The following is a 14111-nucleotide window of genomic DNA, read 5'->3' as shown; positions in this document are numbered from 1 at the left end:
CCAAGCCGTTGATTTCGCGGGCGGTGAAGGCTGGCATTCAGCTTGCATGCACTTTTGCTGTGATGCGCATGCAACCCAACATCCAGTTTGACGGCCGGCCCGTTCCCGAAGGCGCCGCCGCGACCGCCATCGAGCTGTCCGAGGCGTCCGTGACCTTTGGACGGGGCGACCGCGCCGTGCCCGCGCTGTCGAAGACCAGTCTGAGGATCGCCGACGGCGAGTTTGTCGCACTGGTCGGCCCGTCCGGATGCGGCAAATCGACCATTCTGCGCCTCGTCTCTGGCCTGGTGCAGCCGACCAGTGGCGTCGTCATCGTCGGCGGCCGCGAGGTTGCGGCGCGGGCGATGCGGGTCGGCATGGCCTTCCAGAACCCGACCATGCTGCCGTGGATGACGATCGAGCGGAACATCATGCTGCCGCTGAAGATCGTCGAGCCGTTCCGTTCCAACTTCCGCAGGCTGCGCAAGACCGAGTTTCGCGACAAGGCGAATGCGCTGCTGGAGCAGGTCGGCCTCGAGGGTTTTGGCAATCGTTATCCCTGGCAGCTCTCCGGCGGCATGCTCCAGCGCGCCAATCTCTGCCGCGCGCTGATCCACGAGCCGCGCATGCTGCTGCTGGACGAACCCTTCGGCGCGCTCGACCAGTTCACGCGCGAGGAGCTGTGGGCGATCCTCCAGAACCTCTGGATGACGCACAAGCCGACTGTGCTGCTGGTCACCCACGATCTGCGCGAGGCCGGTTTTCTCGCCAGCCGCATCTGCGTGATGAGCGCGCGCCCGGGCCGCATCCTCGACGACAGCCGCGTCGACTTCGCGCGCCCGCGCACCGTCGCGATGACCTTCGAGCCGGATTTCGTCGCGCTGAACCAGAAGCTGCGCACTTTCATCGAGGATGCGCGCAGCGCGGCCGGGCAGGGAGCAGGCTGATGTTCGGAATCGATATCAGGCAGAAAGCGTGGTCGGCGGGACTGATCGTGCTGTTCTTCGTCGCCTGGGAGCTGTTCTGCCTGATGACGGGCATGTCGGACCTGGTGCTGCCGCGGCCCTCGCAGGTGTTCGTGACCCTGGTCCAGCGTTTTCCGGTGCTGTGGCCGCACATCGTGCAGACGCTCGCCACCACGATGTTCGGCTTCGTGCTTGGCGTCGCGCTCGGCGTCGCCCTTGGCGCCATCATCGGCGTCTCCAAGACAGCCTACGACACCTGCTACCCGCTGCTGATCGGCTTCTCCTCGATCCCCAAGGTCGCGGTGGTGCCGATCTTCGTGCTGTGGTTCGGCTCCGGCACGGTGCCGGCGGTGCTGACGGCGCTGTCGATCTGCTTCTTCCCGATCGTCGTCAATATCGCCACGGGCCTTGCTACCACCGAACCCGAGCTCGAGGACGTGCTGAAGGCGCTCGGCGCCAGCAAGCTCGACATCCTCTGGAATGTCGGTCTGCCCCGGACCATGCCGTTCTTCTTCGCCTCGCTGAAGGTCGCGATCTCCTATGCCTTCGTCGGCGCCGTGCTGTCGGAGACGGTCGCCTCCAACCGCGGCATCGGCAACGTCATGATGACCGCGTCATCCAATTTCAACGTGCCGCTGGTGTTCGCCGGCTTGTTCGTGCTCGCCGGCCTCGGCGTCGCGCTCTACGTCGTGTTCTCGCTGATCGAAGGGCAGGTCACCGGCTGGGCGACGCGCAAGAACGACGTGATCGCCACCTGAAATCTTGAACCGTCACGCGACGAAGCTGAGGAGGTCTCGATGTTGAGAAAAGTAACTGTCGCCCTGTTGGGCTTGGCCCTGTCCGCGGGCGCTGCCACGGCCGAGGACACCACGATCAAGTTCACGCTGGGCTGGAAGACGCAAGGCAGCGACGCCGCGTTCTTCTATGCCAAGGACAACGGCTACTTCAAGGAGGAAGGCCTCAACGTCGTCATCGACCAGGGCGAAGGCTCCGGCGCCACCGTCACGCGCGTGATGTCCGGTGCCTACGATGCCGGCTTCGGCGACGTCAACGCCATCATCCAGAACGCCTCGACCAAGCCGCAGGAGGCGCCCGTCATGGTCTACATGATGTGGAACCAGCCGCCGTTTGCGATCGTCGCCAAGAAGACCAGCGGCATCAACTCCATCAAGGACTTCGAGGGCCACACCCTCGGCGGCGCGCAGGGCACGCCGACGACGCGGCTCCTGCCGGTGTTCACGCGCAAGAACGGGCTCGACGGCGAGAAGATCAAGATTTCCAACATGGCGCCGAACCTGCAGGAGCCGATGCTGATCAAGGGCGACATCGACGCCGCGCTCGTCTTCAACATCACCAGCTATTTCAACCTGGTGCTTAACCGCCAGGACCCGGACAAGGATTTCAAATGGTTCTCGTTCGGTGAGTACGGCCTCGACCTCTACTCCAACGGCGTGATGGTCTCGAAGAAGCTGATCGCATCCAACCCGAAGGCGGTGGCCGGCCTCGTGCGTGCCATCAACAAGGGCGCGATCGCGGTCGCCAAGGACCAGAACGCCGGCATGAAGGCCGCGCTGAACTACGACAATCTGATCGACGTCGCCGTCGAGAAGCGCCGGCTGCAATATTCCTTCGACAAGCTGATCGTCTCGCCGGAGATGAAAGAGATCGGTATCGGCGACATCAAGGACGACCGCATGACCCGCGCCATCGGCATCGTGGTCGAGGGCTATCAGCTCGCCCGCGCGCCGACGCCGGCCGAGGTGTTCTCGCGCGAATTCCTGCCGCCGCGCGCGGAGCGGGAACTGGTGTATACTGCCAACTGAATTTGGAGAGACGGTCATGGCCACGGAGATCTCGGCAACCAGCCTGTTCCGTGGCCCTGACCGCGGCGTCAGCGACAATGTCGTGCTGCGGCACGATGGCGGTGTCATCACCGATATTTCGGAAGGAGCGGGGCCGGCGCCGCGCTCTTTCGTCATTCCCGCCTTCGTCAACGCCCATGACCACGCCCGTGCCACGGCGTCGTCCTTCGGTGCGGTCGGCATGCCGCTGGAAAGCTGGACCTGCGGACTGCGCTCGGCACGCCGGTCGATCCTTATCTGACTGCGGCGTCCGCGCTGGCCCGTTCGGCCAGGGCCGGCTGCGCGGCCATGATGGTGCACTACACCCGTCCGAGCGGGACGATGCCCTTGGTGGACGAGGCCAAGGCCATTTCGAAGGCTGCATCCGACGTCGGTATCCGCATCGCGTTTGCGCTGGCCGTGCGTGACCAGAATCCGATCGTCTACGGTGATGCCGAGCCGGTGCTTTCGGGACTTCACAAGGATGATCGCAAGACCATCGAAGATCTCTTCATCCGCGCGCCGATGTCGCCCAAGGCGTATATCGAGCTGACCGATGCGATCGCCGCGGCCATCGCAGGGCCGATGGTGGATGTGCAGCTCGGGCCCGCCGGCGTGCAATGGTGCTCGAAGCCGCTGCTGGAAGCGGTAGCGGAGAACTCCGCGCGGACCGGCCGGCGCATCCACATGCATCTCCTGGAAACCGTGTACCAGCGCGCCTGGGCCGACCAGAGCTTTCCGGACATGGTGCGCTGGCTCCGTGACATCGGCTTCCTCTCGGAGCGGCTGACGCTGGCGCATTGCATCCACGCCCGCCCTGATGAGCTCGAGATGATCGCGGCTTCGGGCGCGCGCATCGTCACGAATTTCAGCTCGAACATGCACCTGCGCTCGGGCCTTGCCCCGATCGCGGCGGCGCACAGATGCGGCTGCGCCATCGCTGTCGGCGTCGACGGGCTGGCGCTGGACGAGGACGACGACGTCCTGCGCGAGATGCGGCTGGTGCAGATGGTCCACGGCGGCCTCGGCTTCAAGGCGACGTGGACGCCGGCCGAGATGTTTTCGCTCGCCATCCGCAACGGACGCCGCGCAACGAGCGCCCCCGGGAGCGGGGAGCTCGTCGCCGGCAACCCGGCCGACTACGTCGTGATCGATCTCGACCGGCTCGACCGCGACAAGATTATGCCGGTCGATCCCATGGCGCTGCTGTTCGCGCGCGGCAATGCGTCCCTGGTGAAGGAGGTCGTCGTCGCCGGCAAGACGATCGCGCGGGACGGGGCCTGCGTAGGCGTTGACCTGCCGGCCATTGACCAGGAGTTGCAGGGCATGTACCGCGCCAATGTCGGCAAGCTCGAAAGCTTCCGGCGGCTATGGCCTCAGCTTTCGGAACGGCTAGGCGGCTGGTTCGAGCAGCAGCTGACCTGCCAATGAGGCGACTGTCCTCGACCGGGATGCATATAAAAAGGCGATAGCTGGTAGACCCTGCCTCGTCTGGCGCCCGCTGCATTGATGCGCTATCAGCTCGGCGATTGCGTCTCGACACCGGTCGATGACCCCTTTGAGGAGCCCTCCGATGCGTCTTCCCATCATTCTTCTGGCCGTGACATGTCTTGCCGGCGCGGCTTCAGCCGAAGACCTCACGGGTACGCTCCAGAAGGTGAAGGAGACCAAAAAGATCACGCTGGGCTATCAGGAGGCCTCGGTCCCGTTCAGTTATCTCGATGGCAACCAGAAGCCGGTCGGCTTTGCCATGGACATCTGCCTCAGGATCGTCGATGCCGTGAAGAAGCAGCTCGGCATGCCCGACATTTCCGTCGAGACCCTCGCGGTGACGTCGTCGAACCGCATCCCGCTGATGGTCAACGGCACGCTCGACCTGCATTGCTCGGCGACCACCAACAACGCCGATCGCCAGAAGCAGGTGGCTTTCACCAATACGCACTTCCTCAGCGCGACGCGCTTCGCCGCCAAGAAGGCTGCCAAGATCAACACCATCGACGATCTCAAGGGCAAGGCCGTGACGGCCGTGGCCGGATCGGTCAACCTGAACCAGCTTGCGAAGGTCAATACCGAGCGCAATCTCGGCATCAGGATCATGCCGGCCGTGGACCAGGCCGAGGCCTTCCTGCTGCTGGAGACCGACCGGGCCCAGGCTTACGCGCTCGACGACGTCCAGCTCGCGGTCGCCATTGCGCGCTCGAAGGAGCCGGCCCTGTTCATGATCAGCGAGGAGACCTTTGCGAAGGCCGAGCCCTTCGGGATCATGCTGCGGCGGGAGGACGCGCCGTTCAAGACGCTGGCCGATCGCGCCACGGCCGAGCTCTACGCAAGCCCGGAGATCGAGGTGCTCTATCGGAAGTGGCTGGAGTCTCCGACGCCGCCGAACGGGCTCAACTACAACGTCCCGATGTCGCCGGCCCTGCGCAACGCCTTCAAGACTCCGAGCTCGAGCGCCGATCCGGACGTGTACCTGGTGAAGTGAGGCGAGGGCGATCGCGCGCGGCGTGTCGCTCGGACGGCACGCCGGCGTTCAGGAACTCCGCCAGAAGCTGCCGAGAGTCGGTCGCCATTTCGTGATCGGCTCATGATTGCGAATTATTAGATAGCATCCTATCTAATTTGGATGGCTCCGTCGCAGGCTCACATCTACGCCGAGATCGGCAGATTGATCGCGCGATTGGGGCGGATGTGGCGGCGCGAGTCGGATTCAGCGCTGTCCGAGCACGGCCTGTCCTATGCGACTGCGATTCCGCTTCTGGTGCTGTCGCGCCAGGGCGAGCATGTCCGGCAAGGCGCGCTCGCGGATGAGCTCGGCATCGAGGGGCCGTCGCTGGTGCGCCTGATCGACCTGCTCCAGGCCGAGGGTCTGGTCGAGCGCCGGGAAGATCCCACCGACCGTCGTGCCAAAACGCTACATTTGACGAGAGCGGGCGCGGTCAAGGTCGAGGAGACCAACCGGGTGCTGCGCCGGGTGCGGGCCAGCCTCCTGAAGGATATCGGGCCCGAGGAACTTGCGATAACCTTCGAGACTCTTCAGCGCATCGAACAGCGGGCCAGTCGCCTGCAAGACTTCAAGACTGGTCCCGAGGCGAAATAGCCATGCGCGCAGACAAGCCGTTCCTGGTCCGCCACGCGGACCTCATCTTTGCTTTGAAGACGTTCGCCGCGTCGATGCTGGCGCTCGTCATCGCGCTCGCGATGGACCTGCCGCGGCCCTATTGGGCGATGGCGACCGTCTACATCACCTCGCAGCCGCTGGCGGGGGCAACCAGCTCGAAAGCTTTCTTCCGCGTGATGGGCACGCTGGTCGGCGCCGTCATGACGGTGGCGCTGGTGCCGAACCTGATCGACGCGCCGGAACTGCTCTGTCTCGCCATCGCGCTGTGGGTCGGGCTTTGTCTCTATCTGTCGCTGCTCGACGGCACGCCGCGCAGCTATGTCTTCATGCTGGCGGGGTACACGGTGGCGCTGATCGGCTTCCCCTCGGTGTCCGAGCCCGGTGCGATCTTCGATACCGCGGTGGCAAGGCTCGAGGAGATTTCGCTCGGCATCATCTGTGCCAGCCTGGTATCCACCATCGTGTTTCCCCGCAGCGTCGCTCCTGCCGTGGCCCACCGCGTCGATAGTTGGCTGGCGGACGCGCGGCGTCTCAGCCAGGCGGTACTATTGCGGGAGGGTACTGACGAATTTCGCCGTGGTAAGCGCCTCAAGCTTGCGACCGACATCGTCGAGATCGACACGCTCTCCACCCATCTTGCCTATGACCGGCTGACGGACCGCGACGCGGTGACGGGCCTTGGCGAAATCCGGCTCCGGATGCTGACGCTGCTGCCAGTGATCGCCTCGATCGAAGATCGACTGGCTGCACTGGGCGAGGAAGCCCTGCGGCGGCAGCCCGAGCTGAAGCGGCTGCTGGAAGACCTCGCACAATGGATCGTGAGCGACGTCGGCGCACGGCAGCCGGCCGAGCGGATCCGCACCGCGATCGCGGAGCAGCAGGCCGTGCTCGATGACAGCGCGGACTGGGAACGGATCATCACCACAAGCCTGCTGTTGCGACTGCGCGAACTCGTCGACCTCTCGCGCGACTGCCGTGAACTGACCGAGGCGATCGCCGACAACCGCAACGTCTCGACGCTCGATCTTGCGTTCCATTCCGAGGCCGGCGCCGCGCCGGTGCGCCACAGGGATCGCGGCCTTGCGCTGTGGTCGGCGGCCGGCGCCGCCATCGCCATCCTGATCTGCTGCGCATTCTGGATCGGCACCGGCTGGCCGGACGGCGCATCGGCGCCGATGATGGCGGCGGTCGCCTGCTCGTTCTTCGCCGCGCAGGACGAGCCGGCGCGCTTCATCCGCAGCTTCGGCCTGTGGTCGCTGGTCGCCATCGTGGTGGTCGCGGTCTATCTGTTCGCGCTGGTGCCCGCGATCTCCCATGTCGAGGTCCTGATCGTCGCGCTGGCGCCGACCTTCCTGCTCTATGGCTTCCTGATCAGCCGGCCGGCGACGGCGGGCGCCGGCATGGCGCTCGCGGCCAACACCGCGACGCTGCTGGCGCTGCAATCGACCTACAGCGCGGATTTTGCGGCCTTTGCCAACTCGGCCGTCGCCTTCTTCGTCGGCGTCGTGATTGCCGAGCTGGTGACGCGGATCGCGCGCGGGGTGGGCGCCGAATGGATTGCCAACCGTCTGGTGCTGTCGAACTGGAAGACGCTCGCGGTTGCCGCCGAACGCCGCGGCAAGCGCGACCGCGCGGAATTCGCCGGCCTCATGCTGCATCGGCTCGGGCTGCTGGTGCAGCGCATCGCGTTCCTCTCGGAGAGCGACCGCCGCGACGCCGACGGCCTGGTGCAGCTCCGCATCGGCATCAACATCATCGACCTGCGTCGCGCCCGCTACGGGCTTGCAGCGTCCACCATTGCCGTCATCGACGACATGCTCGACCAGCTCGCCATGGCCTGCCGCAGCTATGCGGGGAATGGCATGTCGGCCAAGCTGCTGACGAGCGTCGACCGGGCGCTGGCCCAGGCGGTGAAGGATCCCAATGACAGCGCGCGCGAGGACGCCCTGATCGGCCTTGTCGGCATCCGCCGCGGCCTGTTCCCGGACGCGCCGGCCTATCGGCCGCGCGCAGAAAGTGTTGCCGCATGAGATATGTGATCGACGTCTATGGCGTGCTCGTGCCGGCGCTGCTGCTGTGGATCATCATCGCCTACGTCCTCAGCGCGCTGCTGCGCCGGCTGATGCAGCGCTTCGACCTCTACCGGCTGGTGTGGCACCGCGCGCTGTTCGATTTCGCCATCTTCGTCTGCCTTCTCGGCGGCGTCGTCTATCTCTCGGAGTACCTCACATGAAGGGCAATCTTGCCTTGTTCGGTCGCATCGCGCTGACCGTCCTTGCCGTCGTAGCCGCGCTCGTCGTCGGCCGCGAGCTCTGGGTCTACTACATGGAATCGCCCTGGACCCGCGACGGCCGCGTGCGCGCCGATGTGGTCCAGGTTGCCCCCGATGTCTCCGGCTTCGTCACCGAGGTGCTGGTCAAGGACAACCAGAAGGTCCGTCGCGGCGACGTTCTGTTCCGGATCGACCGCGAGCGATTTGCGCTGGCGCTGCGCCAGGCCGATGCGTCGGTGGCCGGTCATCAGGCCACGCTCGACCAGGCCAATGCCGATCTGAAGCGCTACAGCACGCTGACGACCGACGCGGTCTCGCAGCAGAAGCAGGAGCAGGTGCTGGCCACCCAGCTGCAGGCCAAGGCGACCTTCGATGCAGCTGTCGCCGACCGCGCCGTGGCGCAGCTTAACCTCGACCGCAGCGAGGTTCGGGCTTCCGTGAACGGGGTGATCACCAACATGGATCTGCGCCCCGGCGCCTATGTCACGGCCGGAAAGGGCGTGATGGCACTGGTCGACACCGACACGCTGCATGTCGAAGGCTATTTCGAGGAAACGAAGCTCGCGCGCATCCGCGTCGGCGACAGGGTGCAGGTCCGCCTGATGGGCGAGAAGACCACGCTCACCGGTCACGTCGAGAGCATTGCCGCCGGAATCGAGGACCGTGACCGCGCGGAAGGCGCGAGCATGCTCGCCAACGTCAACCCGACGTTTAGCTGGGTGCGCCTCGCGCAGCGCGTGCCGGTGCGGATCGTGCTGGACAATGTTCCGGGCAACGTGTCGCTGGTCGCCGGCCGCTCCGCGACGGTGGAGGTATTGGACTAACGCAGCGAGCAGATGATTGCGCTTGACCTGGGGAAAACCGGCGACAAACGTTTCAATGCCAAATGCTGGGGCTAATCCTGACTCGCCTGTGTTGAGTCGGGGGACTGTATGGGCCTTTGGTTTTTAGTCCTAGCAGCCTGTGTCGTCGGCGCGTTGCTCCTGTTGGCGTTCTGCCGATAGCGCCGATAGCAGATGCAATTGTTGCCGCGAAGCATCAGCGAGCCGCGGAATAGCGGTTCCAGACGGATGGTTTTTGACTGTGCACGGATGAACGCGTTCACTTCCGGGATCGGAGGCGGACGTGAGCTGGTTGTTTGTGTTTCTCATTGCCGCAAGCGCAGCCGTTCTGATCGCCCATGCGATTGACGCGATGCGTTCTTGATACGGCCTGTGACTCGTTTTCGTCGGTAGCTCGGTAAGCGCCGAAAATGTTCCGAGGCGGGCGAGCGTCAATTTGAGGAACCTGGCCCTGCAGGCCAAGGTTGTCACATCAGGAGGAATACGATCATGCTTGCGTTCTATCTGCCGTTCATCATTTTCGGAGCGATGCTCGAAGCGATTTCGAATCAGAACGTATCTGCGCCCTTCCAGGAGCCGCCAAGCTTCGACTAGACGCCGATCCCTGCGCCGTCTCTAGGGCGTGGACTCATAACGCGCGGCCAGCCCTTCCTGTGCAAGACGCCGCCGAAGGTCGCCACGGAGATGGCGCGGTGTGCGCTGACCTACAATCTGACGCGCGTGCTCAACTGCGTCGGCGTCGAGCCTCGAGTCCGTTATTATTTGCGTAATGATCTGAAGGCTGCGCGTACCTCATCTGAAAACAGCGTGGGCTCCTCCCAGGCGGCGAAATGTCCGCCACGTTCGACCTCGCTGAAGTAGGCGAGGCCGGGGTACATAATCTCGACCCAACTTCGGGGCGCAGCAAAGATTTCGCCGGGGAACGTCGTAAATCCCACGGGAACCGCAACCGCCGGAGGAGACTTGCCGGCCGCACGGGCTGCGGCCTGTCCGGCCTCCCAGTACCACCGTGCGGCCGAGGCCCCAGTGCCCGTCAGCCAGTACAGCGTGATGTTGTCGAGGATGCTGTCCCGGGTGAGATTGCCCGCGGGCTTACCCTCCACGAACGCTCGGGAAATCTTGTAGTAGCTGTCCGTGTCATGGTCGAGCATCCAGCTCGCGAGCCCGAGGGGTGAGTCCAGCAGGGCGTAGCCGATCGTCTGTGGCCGCGTCGACTGCTCCAGGAAGTAGCCAAAGCCACTCGCCCTAAACGTCGCGGCCGCCTTCTGCGCTGCGCGTTCCTTCTCGGATTCTGCGGGCAGCTTGTCGGACATTGCCGCCACACCCGCGAGCAAGTTGAGGTGGATGCCGAGAAGTCCCTTGGGTGCCTGGCGCCCCATCGCATCCGTTACCGCGGCTCCTACGTCGCCACCCTGGGCGACGTAGCGCGTGTAGCCGAGGCGATCCATCAGCACCGCCCACGCACGCGCGATGCGGGCGGTGTCCCAGCCGAGTTCGGTCGGCTCGCCCGAGAAGCCGTAGCCAGGCAAGGACGGCAGCACCAGGTGGAATGCATCGTCGGGAGTGCCACCATACTTGGTCGGGTCAGTCAGGGGACCGACGGTATCGAGGAGCTCGACGACCGACCCAGGCCAGCCGTGGGTCATGATCAGCGGCAGCGCGTTCTCATGCCGGGACTTGACGTGGATGAAATGGATCTTCACCCCGTCGATCACGGTCGTGAACTGTGGCAGCGCGTTCAGCCGTGCCTCGCACTTGCGCCAGTCGTACTCAGTCGACCAGTAGCGGGCGAGCGCCCGCAGCGTCGCCAGCTGCACACCTTGCGACCGATCCTCAACGAGCTCTTTGGTGGGCCAGCGCGTGGACGCGAGGCGCCGGCGGAGATTAGCGAGGTCTTCACCCCGGACATTGACGCGGAAGGGAAGAATTGCGTCGGCTTTGGTCGTACCAAGCGGGGACCCGCCTTGCTTCGATTGCGCGCGTGCGGCGACGAAATGTATTGGAAGCAAGCTGACGGCACCAGTTGCGGCTGACCCTGCGAGGAGGTTTCGCCGGGTGGGTGAGGAGGAGATTGCAGTCATGTCCGGCCTCCTTGTCTACAAGCGTGCTCCTATACTAGTACCGACGCGCCGGCGTCGGCTTAGACATTCGAGTATTTCTTCAGCTCGAATCGCGCGATCTGATTCCGGTGGACCTCGTCCGGCCCGTCGGCAAGGCGCAGCAAACGCGCCGTCGCATAAGCCTGCGTCAAACCGAAATCGTTCGAGGTGCCGCCGCCGCCATGGGCCTGGATCGCCCAGTCGATGATCTGGCAGGCCATGTTGGGCACGGCGACCTTGATCATCGCGATCTCGCTCTTCGCGACCTTGTTGCCGACCGTATCCATCGCGTAAGCCGCGTTCAACGTCAGCAACCGAGCCTGCTCGATCATGATGCGGGCTTCCGCGATGCGCTCCTGCGTCACGGTCTGCTCGGAGACCGGCTTGCCGAAGGCGATGCGGCTGCGGACGCGGCGGCACATCTTCTCCAGCGTGCGCTCGGCAAGTCCGATCAGGCGCATGCAGTGGTGGATGCGGCCGGGGCCGAGGCGGCCCTGCGCGATCTCGAAGCCGCGGCCTTCGCCGAGCAGCATGTTTTCCTTCGGCACCCGCACATTGGTGAAGACGACTTCCGAGGCCCGATCCGGCACGCCGTAGAAGCCGAACACAGGCAGGGGTCGCTTTACCTCGATGCCCGGCGTGTCCATCGGCACCAGGATCATGGATTGCTGCTTGTGGCGATCCGGATTGTCAGGATCGGTCTTGCCCATGAAGATGCAGATCTTGCAGCGCGGATCGGTCGCATTCGTCGTGTACCATTTGCGGCCGTTGATGACGTAATGGTCGCCGTCGCGCAGGATCGAGCTCTCGATGTTGGTCGCGTCCGATGATGCGACGGCGGGCTCGGTCATGGCGAAGCAGGAACGGATCTCGCCCGCGAGCAGCGGCTTCAGCCAGCGCTCCTTGTCCTTCTCCGTGCCGTAGCGCTCCAGCACCTCCATGTTGCCGGTGTCGGGCGCCGAGCAGTTGAACACTTCGGGCGCAAGATGCGAGCGGCCCATCACTTCGCAGAGCGGGGCATATTCGAGATTGGTGAGACCCGCGCCGTGGCTGGACTCCGGCAGGAACAGATTCCAGAGACCTTCGGCGCGCGCCAGCGGCTTCAGCTCCTCGACGACGGGATAGACCTTCCACGGTCCGAGCTCTTCGGCTTCGCGATAGAACCGCTCCTCGTTCGGATAGATGTGCCGGTCCATGAAGCTCTCGAGCTTGCGCTTGAGCTCGACGACTTTGGGCGACATCGGGTAGAGCATCGTTCGTTTCCTTGATCGTTGGGCGGCGGGGACTTGAGGGCGATCGCGCGTCGCTTCATGCGACGCGATACTCCCTAAACTTCTCGCGCAGCGCCGATTTCAGCACCTTGCCGGTGCCGGTCATCGGGAATTCGTCGAGGAATTCGACGGCGTCCGGCAGCCACCAGCTCGCGATCCTCGGGCGCATGTGCTCGAGCAGTGTCTTGCCATCGACGGTCGCGCCCTTCTTGCGGACGACGAGGAGCAGGGGGCGCTCCTGCCATTTCTCGTGCGCGATGGCAACGACGGCGGCTTGCAGCACGTCGGGGTGAGACAGAGCGATATCCTCGAGCTGGATCGAGGAGATCCACTCGCCGCCCGACTTGATCACGTCCTTGGAGCGGTCCGTCAGCGTGACGTGGCCTTGGCTGTCGATCACGGCCATGTCGCCGGTGATCAGCCAGCCGTCGCGGTCGAGGCCTTCCTCCAGCTTCATATAGCCGGAGGCGACCCAGGGACCGCGGGCCCGCAAATGGCCGACGGTCTTGCCGTCGCGCGGCAGCACGTTGCCTGCGTCGTCGACGATGCGCAGGGCGGTGCCGAAACAGGCGCGGCCGGAGACCTGGCGGCGGTCGAACTTCTCCTTGTCGCCGAGATGCTCCGAGCCCGGCCGCAGGCCCGGCATCGAGCAGCCCAGCGCCTCGGTCATGCCCCAGGCCTGGATATAGTCGACATCGTACTCGCGCTTGAGCTTCTCGACCATCGCGCGCGGCGGCGCGGAGCCCGACGACAGCGTTGCGCGCAACGTCGAGAATCTGTTGCCGGTCCGCCCGAGCCAGTCGAGCAGGATCAGCCAGAAGCTCGGCACGCCCGCTGACAGCGTCACCTTCTCGCCTTCGAGCAGCTCGTAGAGCTTGTCCGGCTCGTAGTTGCGGCCGGGCAGCACCAGCTTGGAGCCGGTGTAGGGTGCTGTGAACGGCATGTTCCAGCCATTGCCGTGAAACAGCGGCGCCATCGGCATCATCACCTCGCGCACGCCTTCGACATGGCCCGGCAGGAAGTCGAAGTTGCAGCAGGTCATGGTCTGCAGGATCGCGGCGCGGTGCGAATAGATCACGCCCTTGGGATTGCCCGTCGTGCCCGAGGTGTAGCAGATGGTGGAGGCGGACTTCTCGTCGAACTCCGGCCAAGTGAAGCCGGCGTCGTCTTCCTTCTCCAGCAACTCCTCGTAGCAATGCACGTTGGCGAGCGTCGTCTCCGGCATCCGCTCGCGCGAGGACATCACGACATAGGCCTCGACCGTCTTCAGCTGCGGCGCGATCGCTTCCACGATCGGCAGCGTGGCGCGGTCGATGAACAGCAGGCGGTCCTCGGCGTGGTTGATGATGTAGACGAGCTGCTCGGGAAACAGCCGCGGATTGACGGTGTGCAGCACATAACCCATCCCCGGTGCGGCGTAGAACATCTCGAAATGCCGATGCGTATTCCAGGCCAGCGTGCCGACGCGATCGCCTTGCTTCATGCCGAGCCGCTTTAAGGCCAACGCCATGCGCTTGATGCGCGGATGGGCATCCGCATAGGTGTAGCGGTGGATGTCGCCTTCGATCTCGCGCGCGACGATCTCCGCCTCGCCGTGGTAGTCGGCGGCGTACTGGATCAGGCCGCTGATCAGCAGCGGCATGTCCATCATCAATCCCTGCATGGTCTCCTCCGGATTGCCACGTCGTTGCATGGCGTAGGCTTGTGGTTTGCGCTTGAAGGTA

Annotated in this window: 13 protein-coding genes; 10 read left to right on the top strand and 3 right to left on the bottom strand. The window is 64.7% G+C overall.

The genetic code is table 11. The annotated features are described in order from the left end of the window. Positions 1-68 precede the first annotated feature (68 nt). From QA649_RS28180 to QA649_RS28135, 10 genes are all read left to right on the top strand, one after another. Positions 69-926, top strand: coding sequence for an ABC transporter ATP-binding protein (locus QA649_RS28180; RefSeq protein ID WP_283020053.1), 858 nt, complete (start codon positions 69-71; stop codon positions 924-926). Further along, entirely contained in the window at positions 926-1702 is a 777-nt protein-coding gene (locus QA649_RS28175) for an ABC transporter permease (protein WP_212339035.1), read from the top strand. The genes QA649_RS28180 and QA649_RS28175 overlap by 1 nt, the downstream gene beginning before the upstream one ends. 39 nt (positions 1703-1741) lie before the next feature. Next, complete coding sequence (locus QA649_RS28170) at positions 1742-2767, top strand: ABC transporter substrate-binding protein (protein WP_283020052.1); 1026 nt, start codon at positions 1742-1744, stop codon at positions 2765-2767. A 16-nt stretch (positions 2768-2783) separates the two neighbouring features. Beyond that, entirely contained in the window at positions 2784-3047 is a 264-nt protein-coding gene (locus tag QA649_RS28165; RefSeq protein WP_283020051.1) for a hypothetical protein, read from the top strand. Continuing rightward, positions 3002-4216, top strand: a complete 1215-nt coding sequence (locus tag QA649_RS28160) for an amidohydrolase family protein (protein WP_349254080.1) — start codon at positions 3002-3004, stop codon at positions 4214-4216. The genes QA649_RS28165 and QA649_RS28160 overlap by 46 nt, the downstream gene beginning before the upstream one ends. Positions 4217-4358: 142 nt before the next feature. Beyond that, positions 4359-5267 carry an amino acid ABC transporter substrate-binding protein gene (locus QA649_RS28155; protein ID WP_283020050.1) on the top strand — a complete coding sequence of 303 codons (909 nt, stop codon included), beginning with the start codon at positions 4359-4361 and terminating at the stop codon, positions 5265-5267. Positions 5268-5408: 141 nt separating this feature from the next. Next, a complete protein-coding gene (locus QA649_RS28150; protein ID WP_283020049.1) occupies positions 5409-5882 on the top strand; it encodes a MarR family transcriptional regulator in 474 nt (157 codons plus the stop codon). 2 nt (positions 5883-5884) lie between these two features. Next, positions 5885-7933: an FUSC family protein gene (locus tag QA649_RS28145; protein WP_283020048.1), complete on the top strand. Its 2049-nt coding sequence runs from the start codon at positions 5885-5887 to the stop codon at positions 7931-7933. Continuing rightward, positions 7930-8136 (top strand): DUF1656 domain-containing protein, encoded by a 207-nt coding sequence (locus QA649_RS28140; protein WP_283020047.1) that lies wholly within the window; start codon positions 7930-7932, stop codon positions 8134-8136. Before QA649_RS28145 ends, QA649_RS28140 begins: the two co-directional genes overlap by 4 nt. Next, a complete protein-coding gene (locus QA649_RS28135) occupies positions 8133-8999 on the top strand; it encodes an HlyD family secretion protein (RefSeq protein ID WP_283020046.1) in 867 nt (288 codons plus the stop codon). The genes QA649_RS28140 and QA649_RS28135 overlap by 4 nt, the downstream gene beginning before the upstream one ends. A 776-nt stretch (positions 9000-9775) precedes the next feature. On the opposite strand, the gene QA649_RS28130 is transcribed toward QA649_RS28135, so the two are convergent. Genes QA649_RS28130 through QA649_RS28120 form a run of 3 tightly spaced genes read right to left on the bottom strand, consistent with a single transcriptional unit; the run spans position 9776 to position 14050 of the window. After that, positions 9776-11098 (bottom strand): epoxide hydrolase family protein, encoded by a 1323-nt coding sequence (locus QA649_RS28130; protein ID WP_283020045.1) that lies wholly within the window; start codon positions 11096-11098, stop codon positions 9776-9778. A 59-nt stretch (positions 11099-11157) separates the two neighbouring features. Beyond that, positions 11158-12369, bottom strand: a complete 1212-nt coding sequence (locus tag QA649_RS28125; RefSeq protein WP_283020044.1) for an acyl-CoA dehydrogenase family protein — start codon at positions 12367-12369, stop codon at positions 11158-11160. Between the two features lie 55 nt (positions 12370-12424). Then, the gene (locus tag QA649_RS28120) at positions 12425-14050 is read right to left on the bottom strand and encodes a long-chain fatty acid--CoA ligase (protein WP_283026116.1); all 1626 of its coding nucleotides are present in this window, start codon (positions 14048-14050) and stop codon (positions 12425-12427) included. Between the last annotated feature and the right edge of the window lie 61 nt (positions 14051-14111).

It is taken from the genome of Bradyrhizobium sp. CB1717 (assembly GCF_029714325.1).
Taxonomy (GTDB): Bacteria; Pseudomonadota; Alphaproteobacteria; order Rhizobiales; family Xanthobacteraceae; genus Bradyrhizobium.
The sequence above is the reverse complement of the archived record's forward strand: the minus strand, read 5'-3'. Positions and strand labels throughout refer to the sequence as shown.